Here is an 18,348-nt window from a genome sequence, read left to right as displayed (position 1 = left end):
TGAGTTATCAAGCCACTCGCTCTTATATAAACGACTACAAACCAAAGGCTGGAGATGTAGAATTGCGGCCTGTTGATCCAGTGGCCGAAATTGCATCCTAAATCGCATTGAGAGAACATGATGAGCCAGATTGATCGCACCAGAAGCCAGTCTCTTCTGAGAGCAGCAGGGCTTGATGCGCTTGCGCTGTTTCAGCCCGAAAACTTCCGCTATGCGACTGGTGTTGCAGCCGGTGTTGCGACGATGTGGGGTCGGGCGGGTTCGGCAATTGCGCTGGTGCCAGCCGATGAAAATGCAAAACTCGGCGTGGTCATCAGCGATCATGCCTATGCTGCTGCCGCGCATCTTGGCGACAGAATCGATTTCCGCACCCACCGCATCTGGATTGATATGGTGACGGTAGAAAATGCCAGAACAATTGAAGACATCAATGTGGCCTACAGGCAGGCAAACAATGTCGGCCCGCGCGCCGAGACATTTGATCAGGATGCAGCTTTCAGGCTTTTAAGTGATCTGCTGGCAGAGCGTGGGCTTTCCAAAGCGCGTATCGGTGTTGATCTGGAGTTCATGCCAGCAGCTGATTTTGCAGCTCTCAAAAAAGCACTTCCATCGGTTGAGTGGCAAGATGCTTCCATTCTCTTCAAGCGCCTGCGCCTTATCAAGAATGCGCGGGAAATCGAGTATCTGCGAAATGCAGCCCATTATGCAGAAAGCGGGCTGGAAAATATGCTGAACACCGCCAGACGTGGTTCCAGCCTGAATGCGCTTTCAGCAGCCTGGCTTGATGGTGCCACACAGGAAGCCAGCCAGAATGGTCAGGTTCTTTCCGGGCATTGGGCTTATATCTCGACCGGCCCTGATCTTCAGGACATGAAGGCCGAGCTTAAAGAAGGTGATCTTGTGAAAGCCGATGTCGGCACGCTCATCAACGGTTATTCTTCAGATGGTGCGCGCACTTATGTCTGCGGTAAGCCCGATCCGCTTGCCAGCGAGATCTACAAGGTGTTGCAGGAAAGCTTTGCGGTGGGCGAAGCGCTGTTAAAGCCCGGTACGCGGTTCTGCGATGTCCATGCGGCAATGCTTGGCATCATGCGTAAGCGCGGTTTCAGCGAATATTATCGCGGCCATTTTGGCCATTCGGTGGGTGCGGCCGTTGGCATTGAAGAATGGCCGTTTATCTCAAGCAGCAACGAAATGCTGATTGAACCAAACATGGTGCTGGCGCTGGAAACACCGTTTTACGCCAATGGGCTCGGTGCGCTGATGATCGAAGAACAGTTTCTGATAACCGAAAGCGGTGCGCAAAGCATGAACAGGCTTTCGAGGGAGCTGCTATCCATCGGCTAGACAAAGCCGCTCGATGACAATTAGTCGCCGCCTGCGATGTTCCGCTCGCGGCGACGGCGCTTCCATGGCCATTCGCCGTCGATCTCCGCTTCCAGCGAAAAGCTGAGGAAGGTTCTGATCAGAACGATAAGGCCCAGCAAGCCAACGCTTTCCCACGTGAGCGGCGAAATGATGGTAGCGATAATGTCGGCACCGATCAGGATTTCGAGGCCAAGCAGAATGCCGCGACCGAGATTTGCGCGGTAGCGGGTATAGGCATTCTCGCCCGATACAACGAACACATCCTTGAGATAGATAAGCGTTGCAACGGCCACGCCGATAATGATGACGGAGACACCGAAGAACTCAAGCGCGGATGCCATTGGCTCCAGTATTGGCGCAATCAGACTTACAAATTCGCCGCGTTCCGCACCCGCATTCATCCTATCCATCCCCTGCCCGTTAATCAGCAATCAAAACCTATCGCTAAAAGTTTAAAAAGATGCGGCAAGTCTCCCCGCCGCATCTTTTATCATTTCAACATTCAAGCCTGAATGAAAGCCAGGAGATCAGCGTTCAGAACATCGGCATTGACCGTCAGCATACCGTGCGAGAATCCCGGATAGGTCTTGAGCGTGCCGTTCTTGAGAAGCTTGATCGCCTTAAGTGCGGCATCCGCAATCGGCACGATCTGGTCGTCTTCGCCATGCAGAACCAGTGTTGGCACGCCGATAGCCTTGAGGTCTTCCGTCTGGTCGGTTTCAGAGAAAGCCTTGATGCCTTCATAATGCGCCTTTGCGCCGCCCATCATGCCCTGACGCCACCAATTCTGGATTACGCCTTCCTGCACATTCGCACCATCACGGTTGAAACCATAGAATGGGCCTGAAGGAACATCGCGGAAGAACTGGGCGCGGTTTGCTGCAAGCGCTGAGCGAAAGCCGTCAAACACTTCCATAGGCAGGCCTTCCGGATTGGCTTCTGTCTTGAGCATCAGCGGAGGGACTGCGGAAACCAGAACCGCCTTAGCAACGCGACCTGCCGGTTCACCATGCTTGGCGACATAGCGGGCGACTTCGCCACCGCCGGTCGAATGGCCAATATGCACGACATTCTTGAGATCAAGCGCTTCAACAACCGCAAAGGCGTCAGAAGCGTAATGGTCCATATCATGGCCTTCGGAAACCTGAGCCGAACGACCGTGACCACGGCGGTCATGGGCGATAACGCGATAGCCTTTTGAAAGGAAGAACAACATCTGGGCATCCCAGTCGTCCGAGCTCAGTGGCCAGCCATGATGGAACATAATTGGCTGTGCATCCTTCGAGCCCCAGTCCTTGTAAAAGATTTCGGTGCCGTCTTTTGTGGTGATAAAGCCCATGGTGTTTTCTCCTTCGGATGAGATGTTGGTGGTGTTGGTCTGAGTTGTTTCTGCGAGAGCCAAACCGGCTGGCAGTGAAATCGTTGCAGCAAGTGCTGCGCCTGTAAGCAGAATGTCGCGACGGTTGATGATTGTGGAAGTGCTTTTCATTCTCTGTGTGCGGACGCTGTAGTCGGCTTTTAAGTGCATCTTGTTCTCAAAACCGGTTTCCAATTTTGACAGAGATGCTGCAGCGTCACCTTTCTGCCTGTTGCGTTGTTCGATGGGTGGATATTGCGCCATTGCACCACTGCAAACAATTGCAATAATTATTTCGATACTATTGTCTAAAATGTAATTATTGACGCATGGTTGGTCGTAATCCGTGCGCGCGGGCTACACAGACCAAAAACTTAAGCGATCAGTTCTGCATTGGATTTTCGTAAGCTGAGCCACCACACTGGCTCCAGATAACCCAGGCGCCGACTACGGCGCCGGGGTAATTTGAATGAGCGCACGTCCTAAACCGTATGAAACGGCTTTCCGAACAAGTTGCGCTTTAAACTGCCCAGCAGGCGCAGCCCAGCGCTCCAAAGAAGCCTTTGAGATCGCCGATTGGCAACTGTGAACCCCATGCTGCCGCATGATCATGCCCATGAACGCCACAACTGTTCGAGCAGCCGCATGTGGAGATTGCAGTGCGGCGAAGGCTGTTTTTGCCAGCACCTTCCGGCTCGCCCCATGCCGCATAGCCCCCGAATTTACGCACCGGCGACCAGTCAGGCATTGCAGGCGGAATTGGGTTGTCATCCAGATCTTTGAAGGCGTTTGCACCATAGACAACCTTGCCGCCAACCATGGTCAGATCGGACGTCAGGAATGAAATCTCGTCTTCGCTGCAATTGAAGAAGTCTTTGTCCGGCACCACCAGATCAGCGAACTGACCCTTTTCAATGCGGCCTTTCTTACCTTCTTCGTTGGAGAACCATGTGACCTTTTCCGTCCACATGCGCAGCGCTGTTTCACGGTCGAGACAATTGCGGCGCGGATAAAGCTGCATACCACCAACCGTCTTGCCAGTAATCATCCATGACAGCGAAACCCACGGATTATAGGATGCAACGCGCGTCGCATCCGTACCTGCCGAGACATGCACGCCTTTCGAGAGCATCTTGCCTATCGGTGGGGTCACTTCTGCCACTGCATGACCATATTGCTCGACGAAATATTCACCCTGATAGGCCATGCGGTGCTGCACGGCGATACCACCGCCAAGTGCTGCAATACGATCAATCGAGCGATCCGAGATGGTCTCGGCATGGTCGAAAAACCAGTTCAGGCCTTCAAGCGGAATGTCCTTATTGACCTTTTCAAACACATCAAGCGAACGGCTGATGGTTTCGTCATAAGTAGCGTGCATTCGCCATGGCCAGCGATTTTCAGCCAGAATTCTGACGATCTCCTCCAGATCATCTTCCATTTCCGGCCCCATATCCGGGCGCGGCTGACGAAAATCCTCAAAATCGGCGGCGGAAAACACAAGCATTTCGCCCGCGCCATTGTGACGGAAATAGTCGTTGCCTTGCTTGTATTTCACCGAAGCCGTCCAGTTGAGGAAGTCTTCCTTCTCTTCCTTCGGCTTTTGCGTGAAGAGATTATATGCCAGACGCACAGTCATCTGACCTTCGTCGGACAATTGCTGAATGACTTCATAGTCATCCGGATAGTTCTGAAATCCGCCACCCGCATCAATCACACCGGTCACGCCAAGACGGTTCAACTCACGCATGAAATGGCGGGTCGAATTGACCTGATATTCCAGCGGCAGCTTTGGACCTTTGGCGAGCGTCGAATAGAGGATGCCTGCATTGGGCTTGGCAAGCAACAGGCCCGTCGGGTTGCCATTGGCATCACGCAGGATTTCACCACCTGGAGGGTTTGGCGTGTTCTTGTCATAGCCGACAGCACGGAGCGCTGCACCATTGAGAAGTGCGCGATCATAAAGATGCAGCAAGAAGACCGGCGTATCAGGCGCAATCGCATTGATTTCTTCAATGGTTGGAAGACGCTTTTCGGCAAACTGATGTTCGGTAAAGCCACCAACCACGCGCACCCATTGCGGCGCGGGCGTTACAGCTACCTGCCGCTTGAGCATGTCCATGGCATCGGCCAGCGAACGCACCCCATCCCAGCGCAGTTCCATATTGAAGTTGAGACCACCACGCACAACGTGAGTGTGGTTGTCGATAAGACCCGGCAAGGCACGACGACCTTTCAGATCGATCTTGCGGGTCGTAGAGCCTGCATGGCCAAGCACTTCTTCATCCGTACCGACCGCGGTAAAAATGCCGTCCTTGATTGCGACAGCCGAAGCTGCGGGATTTGTGCGGTCAAGTGTCGTGAATTCACCGTTATAGAGAATGATATCTGCGGTCATGAAATCGTACCTTCTGTGGCCTACGCTGAATTAATAGCAGGAATCGCTCAAAGAAATTGCTTGGGGCAGGCAGGCTTATCTGGAAAATGTACCCATTTCCGCACACGCGTGATAAGCAAATTACACATCACCGTTTCGCTTCGCACCCTTACGTTCTGCGACCGACTGCCCGGATGGCATATGGCCGAATACATGCGGTTTGACCTGATGCAGCCATGAAATAACTGCAGGTTCTTTAGCCATAATGGACTTTGCAAAAGGAATGATCTGCTCGCCAGCCAGAATGCCTAACAGTCCGATTAGCGCCACCATCGGTGGCGCGGGCGAACGAACATTGAGCAAGCTATAGATGACACCAACCAGAATGCCGGCAAACAGCGATAAAACATAGATTTTCACAGGCACACCTCCAGTTGGCGATAGTTGATCAGTGACCTTCGGAGGCGTTGAACATGGTCTTGGCATAGATGATACCCAGACCATAAGAACCGCCGAACTTCTTGGCGATTCCTGTTGTCATCTCGTAAGTCTGCGTGCGCGCCCAGTCGCGCTGGAGTTCAAGCAGATATTGCAGCGATGTCATCGGCTGTGCGCCTGCCTGCACCATACGGTCCATGGCGCGATTATGCGCCTCATCGGAAACATCACCGCAGGCATCGGAAATCACGTAGACTTCAAAGCCCTGATCAAGGGCCGACAAAGCAGGACCGACAATGCAAACGCTCGTCCAGAGACCGCTGAGAACGATACGCTTCTTGCCGATGCGGTTGATTTCATCGATGACGGATTCGTCTTCCCACGTATTCATGGAGGTACGGTCGAACAGCACCTGACCGGGGAAGGCATCGGTGATTTCGTTGAACATCGGGCCGGAGAAGCTCTTTTCCGCAACCGTTGTCAGAATGGTCGAAACGCCAAAGCCTTTGGCACCATTTGCGACCAACGCCGCATTGTTGCGCAAGTTTACAGCGTCGATATTCTTGGTTGCAAAGGACATCTGCGACTGAAAATCGATCATGATCAGCGTGTGATCAGACGGCGTCAGCAGTTTCGATCCCGGTGTAGCGGTTGCAGTCAGGGCCATATCTTTCCTCGGCATGAAGCACATCCTAAAAAAGACGCGCGTTAAAGCTCTTGGTATCCAGGCGTCCATTATGGCTTGCCGAGCTGCTACCCTTCTTGTCATCCAGTCGCAAAAATTGGATGTTTTTATCGCGTGCTTTGTACAAGACTGCTATGGTCCACTTATACCCACCAGAGGAAACCTCACATGTCGCGACACACTTCGGCGAGCAATCAGTATATGGAATATATACGCCCGAAGGAGGATACGACGGTTTATTCAAGCGTGCTCAACCAGGGGATGGTGACGGCCACGCGGATTACACGCAGCGCTCCGAATTTCGGCTTTGTCGATCAGCATGTCACTGAAGATGCCTTCATGCTCTCAGTACAGCTCAGGGATTATCATGGTGATCTCTGGGTGGATGGCAAGAAGTTGGATTTTCCTGCAAGCCATAAAGGCAACTTCACGCTCTATGATTATAACCGCATCTGGCAGGCAGATCTGAAGTCGGCCTTCGATTGCGTGAATTTCTATCTTCCACGCAGCGCACTTGTTACTCTGGAAGAAGATTTCGGTTCTCGAAAGGTGGAAAACTTCAATGTTCTGCCGGGTGCAGACATTGCCGACAATACCATTCGCGGCCTGACAGAAGCACTTTTGCCCGCATTGGAAAATCCCGCGCAGGCAAGCCGCCTGTTTGTCGATCATGTCGGGCTGGCGCTTGCCATGCACATGGCTGCGACTTATGGCACGGCCGAACTGCGCGCTCCGGCCCCGACCGGCGTGCTCGCGCCATGGCAGCTCAAGCGCGCAATGGCAATCATGGATTCAAAACTCGATGGCGATATCCCTATTGCCGTCATTGCCCAGTTCTGCGGATTATCTCCGTCTTATTTTACCCGCGCCTTCAAGATCAGCACGGGAATGCCACCGCACAAATGGCTGCTCAAGCGCAAGGTAGAGAAAGCCGCGAACCTGCTGCGCACGACGCGGATGAGCTTGAGTGAAATTGCCGTCGATTGCGGCTTTGTCGATCAAAGCCATTTTACCCGTGTCTTCTCAAAGGCCATTGGTGCAGCGCCCGGCCAATGGCGCAAAAGCATTAATTCATAAACGGCAACGTTACGCTTTGCGATAACGCCTGCGCCACATGCCAGGCGCTTCGCCGACAATCTCCGAAAAGACCCGCGTGAAGTGGCTTTGGTCTGCAAAGCCACAGGACAAAGCAATTTCGGCAATCGATGTACCCGCAATCAGCATGTCGCTCGCCTGCGCGACCCGATATTCAATCAGCCAGCGATAAGGCGTCTTGCCAAAGGTTTCCTTGAAAGCCCGCATGAAATGACTGCGAGACAGGCTGCAGGCATCTGCCACATCTGAAATAGAAAAATCGGCATTGAGATGTGCGGCGAGAAACTCGGTTGCCCGACGTTCCTGCTTCAGAGAAAGAGTGCCCTTGCGCTCATGGGGAAAATAAAGCCCGCCATAGGTTTGGGTGAGATGAACCATAATAGCGAGTTCGATCTGTTCAAGAAACACTGTACTCGCCAGGTCCGGGCGATCCAGAAAAGGCAGCAAGGCTCGCGCCAAACCGAGGACAACGTTGTCAGTCGCACAATGAACATTCTGCAGCGTCCTGAATTCCGGACGTCCGGCTTCCTCTGCAAAAGCACGAATATCAGCGAAAGGAATCCGGAACTCTATATCGTCGAAAGGTGATAGCTGGTGCCTTTTCCACTCCCGGCTGAGTTCTGCAATTGCTAACGACCCCTCGTTTCGCGCCCCATCATAGACCAGACTTCCACCACACCAGAGCTTCTGCAGTCGAAGGTCTGTGAGCTGGGTGGTGATACTGAAGGCTTCCTCATTGGATAACACATCTTCGAGCGGCATCGCCTCGCCCGGAAGATGGCGGCGCATGACAGTCATCGCCGACATTTGCATCAGCGATTTGGTGATACCGGGTGTTGTCTGCTCCGCACGATCCATTGCGTCACTCTTATCTTTGCCCGAATGGCCGTCTTCAAAACTGGACACCATCAGTGATAAACCGATTTTCGCCACAGGCCGGGCGATACACCTGTGGTGTCGACAAACCTGCTTGCCAATGCGCTCTCGCTTGAAAAGCCGCAGCGGCTCGCAACCTGCTTGATTGTCAGCGAACGATCTTTCAGCAGAAGCTTGGCGTGTTCGAGTCTGATTGCCATTAACCAGGCCTCCGGCCCAATGCCTGTGCTATTGCGAAAACGAATGCTGAATTCACCAACCGGCACACCGATGGAAGCTGCGATTTCGGTCACGGAAATGTCTTCGCCATAGTTTTCCGACATGAACTTCCTGGCGCCTGTTTCCTGCCAGATTGAAAGGCCAGTTTCTTCCGAGATCGCGGCAAGCTCCGGCTTTGCTCCCTCATGCAGAAGATGCGCGCAAAGTGCAGTCGCTATGTGCTGTAGCAATGCCGGATGAAATGTATTGGCATAATCAAATAGCGGCAGAAGGGCTGTTCCCAGATTGGCAATCACCTCATCCGCCTCGCCGCGTCGGCAACGCAGATCCTTGGCTACATCAGAAGCCGTCAGTGCCGAGGTTTCGGCAAACAATGTGCGTGGCAGCACGAAGGCCAATGCGTGCAGGTTGCTATGAAGAACAATTGAAGCGCCCTGCTTGATGTCAATAAGGCAGACCGTATTCTGCGGGTAAAGCTTTGGCGCAAGAAAGCGCTCGCCATTCTCGACGTCACCGTGAACGGTATCCGCGAGATAAAGCATCATGAAATAGGCGTCACTGGCCGGGATATCGATCTTCGGCGTTTCATCGCGGCCAAGCTTTCTATGCAACTTCGTCACATTGAACTGCGCCACCTTCAAAGGAACCGTCGTTAGAGCCGGAGCATCAGGAACACCAAAACGTGAACCGATACAATCATTGTCAAAATGCGATTTCAAAACTCCCCCCAGCCGATACCGCCATTCACCTAAACTTGTTTGGTTGTTGGAGTTCACATTCGGAACCAACGTAGAATTGCCAACATTCCTACCTGAAAGCCCACTTCAAGTCCTGAACAAATAGCACGCAGGAACATGGTTTTATTGTAAATTCCTGACCTTTGCAGGCGTTTAGCGTCTCATCAAGACATACCTTATTCTGCCATTTTTCCGCCTTACACTGTTCACATATACTTGAATAAACCGTGTCGTCTTGGACATTCTGCCCGTTTCAAGGGTTTATTGTCTACTCTTTGAGATACAATCTGTGAACCAAACGGTAGCTAGGCGCAGCCGATTGAAAGGCCTATCTCTTGGTCATCGAAACGACGAACACAACGTCGCTTCACAAAACCAAGGAGATAGAAAATGAAAAAGTTTGCTCTTGCTGCCGTAGCCGTTGCCCTTAGCGCCGGTGCTGCTTTCGCTGAAAATCCAAATGTTGGCACCCCTGCCGATCTTTATGCAAATGACCGCACACCAGTTGCAGCCCAGCAGGTCGATCACACTGCAACCGCTTCGATTGGTCAGTCTTCGTTCCAGGACGGTTCGGCTCATCGCTTCGGTGATGCATCGCCTTCGAGCTTCCAGAACTAAGCCCAGTTTACCAAACCGCGTTTCAATCTGACTACATCAGATCAACGCATACGAGTTATCTCCCCGGTGGATGGCATTGGTGCCACCCCGGTGCCCCGGAAGCACTGATGCCATCCAAAGGGCGATGAAGAAGGAATAGAAAAATGAAAAAGTTTGCTCTTGCTGCCGTAGCCGTTGCTCTTAGCGCCGGTGCAGCTTTCGCTGAAAACCCACATGTTGGTGAACCTGCCGATCTTTATGCAAATGACCGCACGCCAGTTGCAACACAGCAGGTTGATAACACTGCAACCGCTTCCATTGGTCAGACGACCACCTATCAGGACGGCTCTGCTCATCGCTTTGGCGACGCATCGCCTTCAAGCTATCAGAACTAATATCGGCGCAAGCCGGTAGAATACAAAAAGGCGAAGCCCTCAGGCTCCGCCTTTTGTTGCTTTTGACACATGCTATTGGGCGTCAGATCATCCGGGTAACAATTGCCTTGATCTCGCGCTCAAAGAAATCTGAGAAAGCCGCAATACGCGGCGGCAACTTCTGGAATGGCGGATAATAAAGCGTAAGCCAAAGTTGCGGCGGCGACCATTCCGGCAGGATATGCACGAGACGCCCCGTGCGCAAATGTTCAGCCACGATGAACACAGGCAGCATGGCGACCCCTGCCCCATCCGCTGCCATATTGGCCAGAACTTCACCATTATTGGCACTGATCATACGCCCGGCAGAAACATTGACCGTCGAACTTCCATCCGACAAAGCCCAGTTTTCACGCCGACTTTCCGAGCTGTAGCCCAGACATCCATCTGATGTCAGCTCGCCCGGATGCGCGACATCTATAAATGGCGTACCGGGTGCAGCCACCAAAATGCGTTTGATTTCAATGATCTTGCGCCAGATCGTGAATTTATCCGACGGCGCACCGGAAATGCGGATCGCAAGATCGAAATCCTGCTCGACGATATCGAGCATCTGGTCGGTCAGCGATAATTCAATCTCGATCTTTGGATAAACATCCCGAAAAGCAGAGAGTATTTGCGGAAGGACCTGCTGGCCGAGCGACATCGGCGCATTGATCCGCAAACGCCCTTGATCAGCCTTATGAACATTCATGAGTTCAAGTCGCGCCGTCTCCAGCGCGTTGACTGCTGGTTCGATACGCGCTGCAAAAACAGCCCCATCCGTCGTGAGCGAAACCTGTCGGGTCGTTCGCACGAAGAGCTGAACGCCAAGCTCTTCTTCTAACGCTGCGATGGTTCGCGTTACAGAAGCGGGCGTCATGTCCAGCTCTCGCGCAACCTGCGCGAAATTGCGCTTCTCCGCTGCCAGCAGAAACGTCTTGAGGGCTTTGAGCTCGTTCATTCGTTCATTACCGTTGATGCAATATAATTACGACAATTGCATTAACAGAGATCAACAATCAACCCGCAGAAATTACTTGCTCACCGGCAAGCCATTTCCTGTCCATGCTTCCAGTCCGCCACGATACCAGAACGTCGTCCAGCCGAGTGTGGCAGAGCGCAATGCGGCATTATAGGACGAACGGTCGTTCATACCTTTGCCGAAAAATACCACGCCAACACTTCTGTCTCCGCCAGCTTTTTCGTTCAGCCATTCGTCGAGCGCTTCCTGCAGACTATCTGTAACGCTTCCATCGCGCCCGGCATCCGGCAAAGAAAAGGCATTCTGCATGGTTTCCTGCAGACCGCTGGTATCAACGAACAGGGTTTTACGGCCATTTGCGATGATCTTTGCAACCTCAACAGTTGTGATTATCGTAGCCCTGGCATGTTTATTGGGTGTTGGCCCGGTATAAGGCGACTGAAAGAGAACCATGCTCGCCGCAACGCCGTCATCGCGCAATTCATCAACGACTGCACCTGCCGCGGCACCAGAAGCCGGCGCAGAAGCATTAGTTGGTTGCTGGCCTGCAGAATCTGCTGGAGCACTTCCCATTTCAACATCGGAAATCATGACCGCCAGATGTTCGAACAGGTCATAGCACATGGTGATCGATCCTTCTTTCGGATCATACCATGCGTTGAGCTGGTCACAGTCGCGGAACGTGACTGTTAAAGGTCGCGGCAGCACATAAGTCTGGGACAAGTTATCGAAATAGCCTGTCAAAGCGCTTGAAAGTTTACTGGCATAGAAATCACCAACTCTACGTGAGGATGGCTGAAAGACCGTTTTGATCGCTGCACCGGCCGCATTGGCAGGTTGTTCGCCTTCCGGGTGCCATTCGCCAGAACGTGTGTGAGGGGCAAGAATCTTACGCCATGCACGATTTTGCTTGTTGAATTCGTCAGAGCAGCGAAAACGAGTGCGCTCATCCAGTTTTACGCCGTCGGCAATCGAGCTGAAAACCTTCGGATTGCCGCCATACATGATGCAAAGCATATTACGAAAGCGCTTGAGATCGGCTGTATGCTCGTCCTGCCACGGAGAAGGTGAGCTGCCCTTCATCTCATTGATTTTGCCACTATAATACCACTGCAGCGCTGCATAGCTCGCGCTTCCGATAGCCATATCGTCGATTTCTTTGTCACCGGACGGATACATTGTCGGCTCGACAATCTGCAAAGCAGAATAAATATCGACAGCATCTTCTTCGGGGCCGGTCGATGGCAGCTGCAATTCTCCAATCAGCGCATGTCCGAATTCATGCGCAAAAATGCTGCGCACCAATCCGTAATAAACTGCAGCAATGCGGCCACTGTCGCCGCCAAACTCCGGCAGCGGACCTGAGGGGGCACCAGAGCCTGCTACGGGCTGAGGAGCGTCGCCGCCATTTTGGGGCGCAGTTTGCGCGCCCGTATCAGCAGTCTGCGGCGCTCCGCCGGTTTGTTGGCTTGGGGTGACCGGCTGGGTAGGCACATTCTGGCCATCGGATGTGATATTGAAATCGGTAATCGCAAATACGCCGGTCTCATAGGCCATGATGCCGATCTGCGCGCCAAGCGCTGCCGAACCCTGAACGTCGCCAATCATTCTTCCATTGAGAAGAAACCGCGTTACACCGGGCACATCGACCATTTCGATGACATCCGTGCCGTCAAGTTTGGCTGCATTCGGGATGGTAGCAATATCCTGGCGCTTGCCGTTCTCCATGCAGAAGAGCTTGGCACTCTTATCGGCAATCACTTCCATCAGGCAAATGGCGCTATTCGCAGGATTTGTCGCAATTAGCCCCAGCGAAGCACCGGGCTTGGAAGAATTGATTGCAATCCTAACGCTGGTAGCACGACCTTCGGCAGGTGCTGGCCCGGCTTGAACCACCAATGTCTGCTCGGTTCCGCCTGCCTGCTGATTGTTGAGGACAAACCAACCGTCTTGTTTGGTTCCGGTCCATCCCTGAATGATTTGTGAAGACCCTGCCGAGGCGAGTGGGCCGAGTTCCCTCTCAAATTCGGCATGGGCTGGAAGATTGGACGCGATGAAACTCGCGATAAGAACCGCACCCAACAGACGCATTCGAAAGTCCCCATTCCGCTAGAGCATAATTCCTTAAACCTGGATCAGTTTAAGGTAAAATCATGCTCTGATTTTAAAGTGTTAGAGCGACCTTTGGGCACCCATCAAGACGCCCGGTGCTCTAATATCATCATTATGGAGCGGTTCTCATTTCGGATAATAAAGCATCCGACCGTCCAAAAACTCTGATCTGCCATTCAACTTATTTATTGCAATACGATTCAACAGATTGATGTCAATCAATAATCGCTCAATAGTCAAAGCAGATAGTGGATTATTTCCCAACAAATTGGCGTTTGGTCTACAGATATGCAGATCGTGACTTGCCTAAACTACCCGCGCTGCAACTCTTTTCGTCCGCGTTGGATCATAATCCAGCCAATAACGGCCAACAGTCCCCCGCCGATCGACATTGGCAGCACCAGGATCAATAGCCAGAAGAAAAATGCCGTGGCTTCACCATTATCCTCAAGCGACCCAAAATCCGATCCCGGTACGAAGAGAGTTGCAAGCAGGCCAAGCAGGATAACAGCGCCAAGAACAAGACAACCCCATCCAATCTGCAGCTTGCGACTTGCAAGCCGCGACAACAGGATTGTGGAGATCACCACTACAACAAACTGAACGACCAGCTGGATGATAATTACACTATCGAGACCATCTGGATTGGCCGTCCGTTCCGGGGAAAGCATCATCACCAGAGGGGCCATGAGGCCAAATCCGAAACGCGCTATCAGAACACCAAATACGAAACTAATAAGCCATTTGGTCCATGTTGGATTCATCAGATATCTTTCTTAACAGCCCGTCCCGGCAACAGGTGCCTCATCTGCGCCGACACTAGACGGAAGATCGAAGCGCGGTCAATTGAGTATTGTCCACAGCGTAACACATTGACTCATCTGTGGAGGTTTGCGATGCGGTAGAGATTGACCGCATTCGGGGATCTCTCATGAAGATATGCTTTGCAATGACTTTGGCCGCACTAATACCGCTGCCAGCTGCAGCAACTGTATTCCTCCGTGGCAAACCCAATTTGCGTGCAATATTCCCGAGCGAAATGCGCGTGCAGAGTTTTGCCACCTTGCCGATCCGAAGGCCAATCCGGACAAGAAAGAGGCCTATTACACTGACGCGGCAGGCACAGAAAAAGCCGAGCTCTATTTTGAAACCGACAGTACCTGGTTTTCGACCAAAGACACCAATATCAATCATCCGACCGATCTGACCATGGCACTAGGCTATGCTCGCGGCGACTAAGACGATTCAAGCGTCATCAAGAGCGGTGAAATACGCGTCTATGCTTCGACTGATGCCTTCACCAACGAGACCAAAGACACCGAAATTGCCAAGCTTTATTGCGAGTGGTCGTCGATTCTCGCCGATAGCGACAGCATCAGACCCTAAGCATGAAAGTTCGCAAAATGAATAAAGTCCTGCGCTCACTGATCCTGACGTCATCATTTACTGCAGCCATTCTATGCAGCTCAATCGCCAGCGGAATTGCTGGTCCGGCCGCGGGTGCAGTCGAAGCCGCTCCGCAAGTGCATTCGCAGGAACAGCCGGCGCCAGAAACCGATACGTTCGGCCGCTCGCAATTTGTCCTCTCAGCTAATCCAATCATCCCGCCCCGTGATTACGGAAAAGGGCTAGCGCTGCCCAACGCTGGCGACTACAGCCCGGACGAGAGTGGGACGATCTACGATATTGCTTTCCTCGGCATTGAAAATGGCGAGATGCAGTTTGAAGTCCGCGGCTATTCAATCGCAGATTTGAACTACCCAGCCTCAGGGCAGACTTTCTCTTTTCCGAAAGATCAGACGACCGCCGAAATACGCGATATTATCATTGAAATTGAAGAAGTTACTGAAGGTAGCCTGACTTACAGGATCAACTATCGGAAGTGATCCACGATCAGGCGGTAAGCTGTGCCCATTCAGGCGCAGTTCCGTCATCTTCAAGACCGCCGTTGCGAGCAAACTGCTCAAGCGTCATGGCATCGAGAACGCCGACAATTGCTTCGCGAACAAGCAGCATTGATCGGCGAACCTGACAAGCCTTGTGATCTTCACAGTCTTCGCAAGGCTCATAGGCTGTTCGGCTGGCGCAACGAATAGGTGCGAGCGGACCATCCAGAACGCGGATCGCCTGCCCTATATTAATTTCACTGGCAGGTTTTGCGAGACTATAGCCGCCACCCGGCCCCTTCTTCGACCGCAAAATGCCGTCGTTACGCAACTCCAGCAGGATCGCGTCGAGAAACTTCTTGGAAATATTGTTTTTGGCGGCAATCTCGGCAACGAATGCGCTCTCGCCGGGAGCAAGCAAGGCAAGGTGAGCCAATGCTTTGAGGCCGTATTTCCCCTTTTTTGTGAGCATGGAACCTCCGCCGATCCGATGAATGCTGCTTTTGCACTAAATCGAGCGGATTAATAGTCTATCGTTACAGACCAATTGTCACATTGGGATGCGATGTGTTTTTCAGCTCTCATTCCCTGCCGGTCAAACCGCTGCCGCAGATGCCTTTGCATTGACCTCGTAGAGTGTCGCAATCTCAGCTTCCACAAGCTCCTGAAGCTTCCACAGATTACGATCGCGAATGCCCTTTTCTTCGAGATGTTTGACGGTCAGATAAAGATATTCCGCGCAGGAGCCAATATGCCCACACGCTCGCGCCAAAGTGCTTGCTACACATTCCAACGGCAGACCATTCAAAACGCGGTCGCCGCGTGGTCCAGCCCAGAACGTCAAAGCACGCACAGGCCCATCCGGCGTATCAACAGATACCCAGCGAATACTGGATGAATCACTTATTGAACTGATTTCACGCCGGATCATGCGCTGAATCTGGCCGAGTCGATCCTCTTCAGACAGCCGAAACGCGATGCCGTTACAACTGCCGCCGCGTCGTAGCGCAAGCATCAGGCCGGGCTGACTTTGGGTGCCCCGCCAACGGGTAAGTCGCAGGCAGAACGAACGGTGCCATCCCTTCAGGCCAGCATAACTCCAATCAACAGAATTAAAATCCGGCTTCCAGATCAGCGAACCGTAAGCAAACACCCATAAAGGCTTGTCGCCGCTTTCATGATAAAGCTTTTCAGAAAGTGCCTGCACGTCCAGGTCAGTTATCGGAATCCTGTTTGGGTCCGGCCCCCGATCCACTTCAGCCCGAATGCTCAGCGAGACTAACTCCTCGGTCAGCGTCATTCTGGATGCAAATTCAGTCACTGCGCTTCTTCCTGCTTACCAAATATCGTGCTCATCGATGGAATGTGGCAATTATGGGATGAATTGATTGTTCTGCTCAAGCCCCGAAAGATGCCTTTGCATCGTCGAGCTGGCGGATTCTCGAAAACAGGACTTCACGATCCGACAGATGACGCTCAAACAATGCGATGAAGATCGTATTATCGGCAATATGAGGCAAAGGTGCAGACTGAGCGCGGCGCAGACTTTCATTTGCAGTCTGCTTTGCTTTTTCAACGGCAGCCAACAATGACGCAATTGTTCCTCGTGCCTGCACGCATTCGCTATAGCCTGATGAAGTGTGTTGATAATCTGACTGAGTTTGCATCGTAATCACATCTCCTATCAAAGGCGTTCATGAATGATGATTTGGTTGACATTCTAGTCTCTCTCAAGCGGCAAAACCGAGGCACTGTAGGCTAATTGCTTTCAGCTATTTAAAAATTCAGCCCTTTGAAAAACTTGAACGCTGGAAAAACCACCCTCGCCTGTGTTCAAAAACAGCAGTGGCGGCTCTGGCCGCCACTACATTACTTAAACAAATCCTGATTGAATTTTAGAATGAACGCTGAAAGCGAACGACACCCTGCCAGGCATCCTGGCCTTTCAGGATCGAGTTCTTGTCGTCCCACTTGGTGTAAGAAATTTGTGGGGTGATGGTGAAACCAGGAACCAACTGATAAGCAACGTTTGCACTTGCTGCGAAAGTTTCGGCATCTTCATAGGCAAGCTGAACGTTGAAGACCGCTTTGTTGGTAGCCTCGAATTTTGCACCACCCCAAACTGCCCAATCACCGCCCCATGTGCCGTAGAAGCTGTCAATAACACGAACCCCACGATACGTGCTGCTGCCACTATCGTGAACAATGGCACCGCTTGCATCGTAATGAACGTAGTGATCGTCGTTCGACTTGTACGCACCAAGCACCCAGACCGAGAACCGGTCGGTTACGTTTACATCAAGGCGAACCTTTCCGGCCCACTCTTCGTTGACGGCATCATAAGCTGCAACACCTGCAATCGACCCCCAGCTCTGCGTATATTTCAAACCAGCAACTACGTGTGGTGTGTAGTCATCAATGACGCCATTCCAATCGACATCGACGTTGTTACCCTGTTCAAGAGAGATGATAGCTGAAAAGCCATTGCCGCCCTTGAAAGTGTAGCTGATCTGATTGGTACGATAACCACCAGCACTGATAACGTCGTCATTCAACACATCGCCGAAATATCCGGTGAATGTGTAAAATGCGGTGTCATCAAGGCCCACACGCAGACCGCCGAGCTGGATGAATGCGCGGTTGAGGGTCGTTCCTGCATCCACACCATTCCCGAAATTGAAGCGGGTTTCAGTAAAGGTCGAAAGCGTACCAAGCTCCGTTTCGGAAGCCGTCGATGTGCGTAATGTGAAACGCGTATTATTCGTCCAGGTATCATAGGACTTACCACGCGGACTCAGATTATAAGCACTTCCATCCGGAGCACGGCTAATGCCTGCACCACGATAATAGACGTTATCGCCTCCCCTCAGGTCGTAACGAACATAACCATGGATACGCAGGCAGGTTTCCGTTCCCGGAATGTAGAAATAGCCCGCTCCGTAAGCATCACAGACACGCACATATTCTACAGCCTCTGGCTCCGGCGCTACAATTGCATCGGCCGCATTTGCGTGTGTCACCCCAAGAACAGCAAATGCCGAACCAATTACAGTGTTTTTCAGAATCATAATTATCCCCACTAACAATAAACAAAATCGTTCTATTTCAGAGGGATAATTCGATTAAGGCAATTATATCTAAATATTGTAAAATATATGACAAATAATATTTTATATAAATATATTCAGAATTGATATATTTAC

At 52.0% G+C, this 18,348-nt stretch carries 20 protein-coding genes; 6 read left to right on the top strand and 14 right to left on the bottom strand.

Features of this window, described 5'->3' with window-relative positions; genetic code table 11:
* The first annotated feature begins 120 nt into the window (after window positions 1-120).
* A complete protein-coding gene (locus tag KMS41_14605; GenBank protein ID QWK80261.1) occupies window positions 121-1,347 on the top strand; it encodes a Xaa-Pro peptidase family protein in 1,227 nt (408 codons plus the stop codon).
* Between the two features lie 20 nt (window positions 1,348-1,367).
* On the opposite strand, the gene KMS41_14600 is transcribed toward KMS41_14605, so the two are convergent.
* The 5 genes from KMS41_14600 to KMS41_14580 form a co-directional block, all read right to left on the bottom strand.
* A complete protein-coding gene (locus KMS41_14600; protein QWK80132.1) occupies window positions 1,368-1,769 on the bottom strand; it encodes a DUF1622 domain-containing protein in 402 nt (133 codons plus the stop codon).
* Window positions 1,770-1,870: 101 nt separating this feature from the next.
* Window positions 1,871-2,857, bottom strand: a complete 987-nt coding sequence (locus tag KMS41_14595) for an alpha/beta hydrolase (GenBank protein QWK80131.1) — start codon at window positions 2,855-2,857, stop codon at window positions 1,871-1,873.
* Window positions 2,858-3,245: 388 nt separating this feature from the next.
* A complete protein-coding gene (locus KMS41_14590; protein ID QWK80130.1) occupies window positions 3,246-5,123 on the bottom strand; it encodes an amidohydrolase in 1,878 nt (625 codons plus the stop codon).
* 120 nt (window positions 5,124-5,243) lie between these two features.
* Window positions 5,244-5,522: a XapX domain-containing protein gene (locus tag KMS41_14585; protein ID QWK80129.1), complete on the bottom strand. Its 279-nt coding sequence runs from the start codon at window positions 5,520-5,522 to the stop codon at window positions 5,244-5,246.
* Window positions 5,523-5,550: 28 nt separating this feature from the next.
* Window positions 5,551-6,201, bottom strand: coding sequence for a hydrolase (locus tag KMS41_14580; GenBank protein QWK80260.1), 651 nt, complete (start codon window positions 6,199-6,201; stop codon window positions 5,551-5,553).
* A gap of 192 nt (window positions 6,202-6,393) precedes the next feature.
* Between KMS41_14580 and KMS41_14575 the strand changes: the two genes are divergently transcribed.
* Entirely contained in the window at window positions 6,394-7,302 is a 909-nt protein-coding gene (locus KMS41_14575) for an AraC family transcriptional regulator (GenBank protein ID QWK80128.1), read from the top strand.
* Between the two features lie 9 nt (window positions 7,303-7,311).
* Here the strand turns inward: KMS41_14575 and KMS41_14570 are convergent, their stop codons facing one another.
* Together KMS41_14570 and KMS41_14565 are read right to left on the bottom strand one after the other, a co-directional pair.
* Window positions 7,312-8,229 carry an AraC family transcriptional regulator gene (locus tag KMS41_14570; GenBank protein ID QWK80127.1) on the bottom strand — a complete coding sequence of 306 codons (918 nt, stop codon included), beginning with the start codon at window positions 8,227-8,229 and terminating at the stop codon, window positions 7,312-7,314.
* Window positions 8,229-9,134 (bottom strand): AraC family transcriptional regulator, encoded by a 906-nt coding sequence (locus tag KMS41_14565; GenBank protein ID QWK80126.1) that lies wholly within the window; start codon window positions 9,132-9,134, stop codon window positions 8,229-8,231. Before KMS41_14565 ends, KMS41_14570 begins: the two co-directional genes overlap by 1 nt.
* A gap of 408 nt (window positions 9,135-9,542) precedes the next feature.
* On the opposite strand from KMS41_14565, the gene KMS41_14560 reads away from it, so the two are divergent.
* Both KMS41_14560 and KMS41_14555 read left to right on the top strand, forming a co-directional pair.
* Window positions 9,543-9,770 (top strand): hypothetical protein, encoded by a 228-nt coding sequence (locus KMS41_14560; protein ID QWK80125.1) that lies wholly within the window; start codon window positions 9,543-9,545, stop codon window positions 9,768-9,770.
* Window positions 9,771-9,913: 143 nt separating this feature from the next.
* On the top strand, window positions 9,914-10,144 hold the full coding sequence (locus KMS41_14555; GenBank protein QWK80124.1) for a hypothetical protein: 231 nt from the start codon (window positions 9,914-9,916) through the stop codon (window positions 10,142-10,144).
* 82 nt (window positions 10,145-10,226) lie between these two features.
* Here the strand turns inward: KMS41_14555 and KMS41_14550 are convergent, their stop codons facing one another.
* The 3 genes from KMS41_14550 to KMS41_14540 all read right to left on the bottom strand — a co-directional run bounded on the left by KMS41_14550 (window position 10,227) and on the right by KMS41_14540 (window position 14,023).
* Window positions 10,227-11,126 (bottom strand): LysR family transcriptional regulator, encoded by a 900-nt coding sequence (locus KMS41_14550; protein QWK80123.1) that lies wholly within the window; start codon window positions 11,124-11,126, stop codon window positions 10,227-10,229.
* 72 nt (window positions 11,127-11,198) lie between these two features.
* Window positions 11,199-13,238, bottom strand: a complete 2,040-nt coding sequence (locus KMS41_14545; protein ID QWK80122.1) for a DUF4344 domain-containing metallopeptidase — start codon at window positions 13,236-13,238, stop codon at window positions 11,199-11,201.
* Between the two features lie 332 nt (window positions 13,239-13,570).
* A complete protein-coding gene (locus tag KMS41_14540) occupies window positions 13,571-14,023 on the bottom strand; it encodes a hypothetical protein (protein QWK80121.1) in 453 nt (150 codons plus the stop codon).
* A gap of 175 nt (window positions 14,024-14,198) precedes the next feature.
* Between KMS41_14540 and KMS41_14535 the strand changes: the two genes are divergently transcribed.
* Window positions 14,199-14,498, top strand: a complete 300-nt coding sequence (locus tag KMS41_14535; GenBank protein QWK80120.1) for a hypothetical protein — start codon at window positions 14,199-14,201, stop codon at window positions 14,496-14,498.
* Window positions 14,499-14,662: 164 nt separating this feature from the next.
* Entirely contained in the window at window positions 14,663-15,145 is a 483-nt protein-coding gene (locus KMS41_14530) for a hypothetical protein (protein ID QWK80119.1), read from the top strand.
* 7 nt (window positions 15,146-15,152) lie between these two features.
* Here KMS41_14530 and KMS41_14525 read toward each other — a convergent pair whose 3' ends face one another.
* From KMS41_14525 to KMS41_14510, 4 genes are all read right to left on the bottom strand, one after another.
* Window positions 15,153-15,617 (bottom strand): Rrf2 family transcriptional regulator, encoded by a 465-nt coding sequence (locus KMS41_14525; protein ID QWK80118.1) that lies wholly within the window; start codon window positions 15,615-15,617, stop codon window positions 15,153-15,155.
* A gap of 123 nt (window positions 15,618-15,740) precedes the next feature.
* Complete coding sequence (locus KMS41_14520; GenBank protein QWK80259.1) at window positions 15,741-16,445, bottom strand: gamma-glutamylcyclotransferase; 705 nt, start codon at window positions 16,443-16,445, stop codon at window positions 15,741-15,743.
* Between the two features lie 97 nt (window positions 16,446-16,542).
* A complete protein-coding gene (locus KMS41_14515; protein QWK80117.1) occupies window positions 16,543-16,812 on the bottom strand; it encodes a hypothetical protein in 270 nt (89 codons plus the stop codon).
* Between the two features lie 228 nt (window positions 16,813-17,040).
* Window positions 17,041-18,213 (bottom strand): porin, encoded by a 1,173-nt coding sequence (locus KMS41_14510; protein QWK80116.1) that lies wholly within the window; start codon window positions 18,211-18,213, stop codon window positions 17,041-17,043.
* Window positions 18,214-18,348: the final 135 nt, after the last annotated feature.

Source organism: Ochrobactrum sp. BTU1, assembly GCA_018798825.1.
In the GTDB taxonomy this organism is placed as follows: domain Bacteria; phylum Pseudomonadota; class Alphaproteobacteria; order Rhizobiales; family Rhizobiaceae; genus Brucella.
The sequence above is the reverse complement of the archived record's forward strand: the minus strand, read 5'-3'. Positions and strand labels throughout refer to the sequence as shown.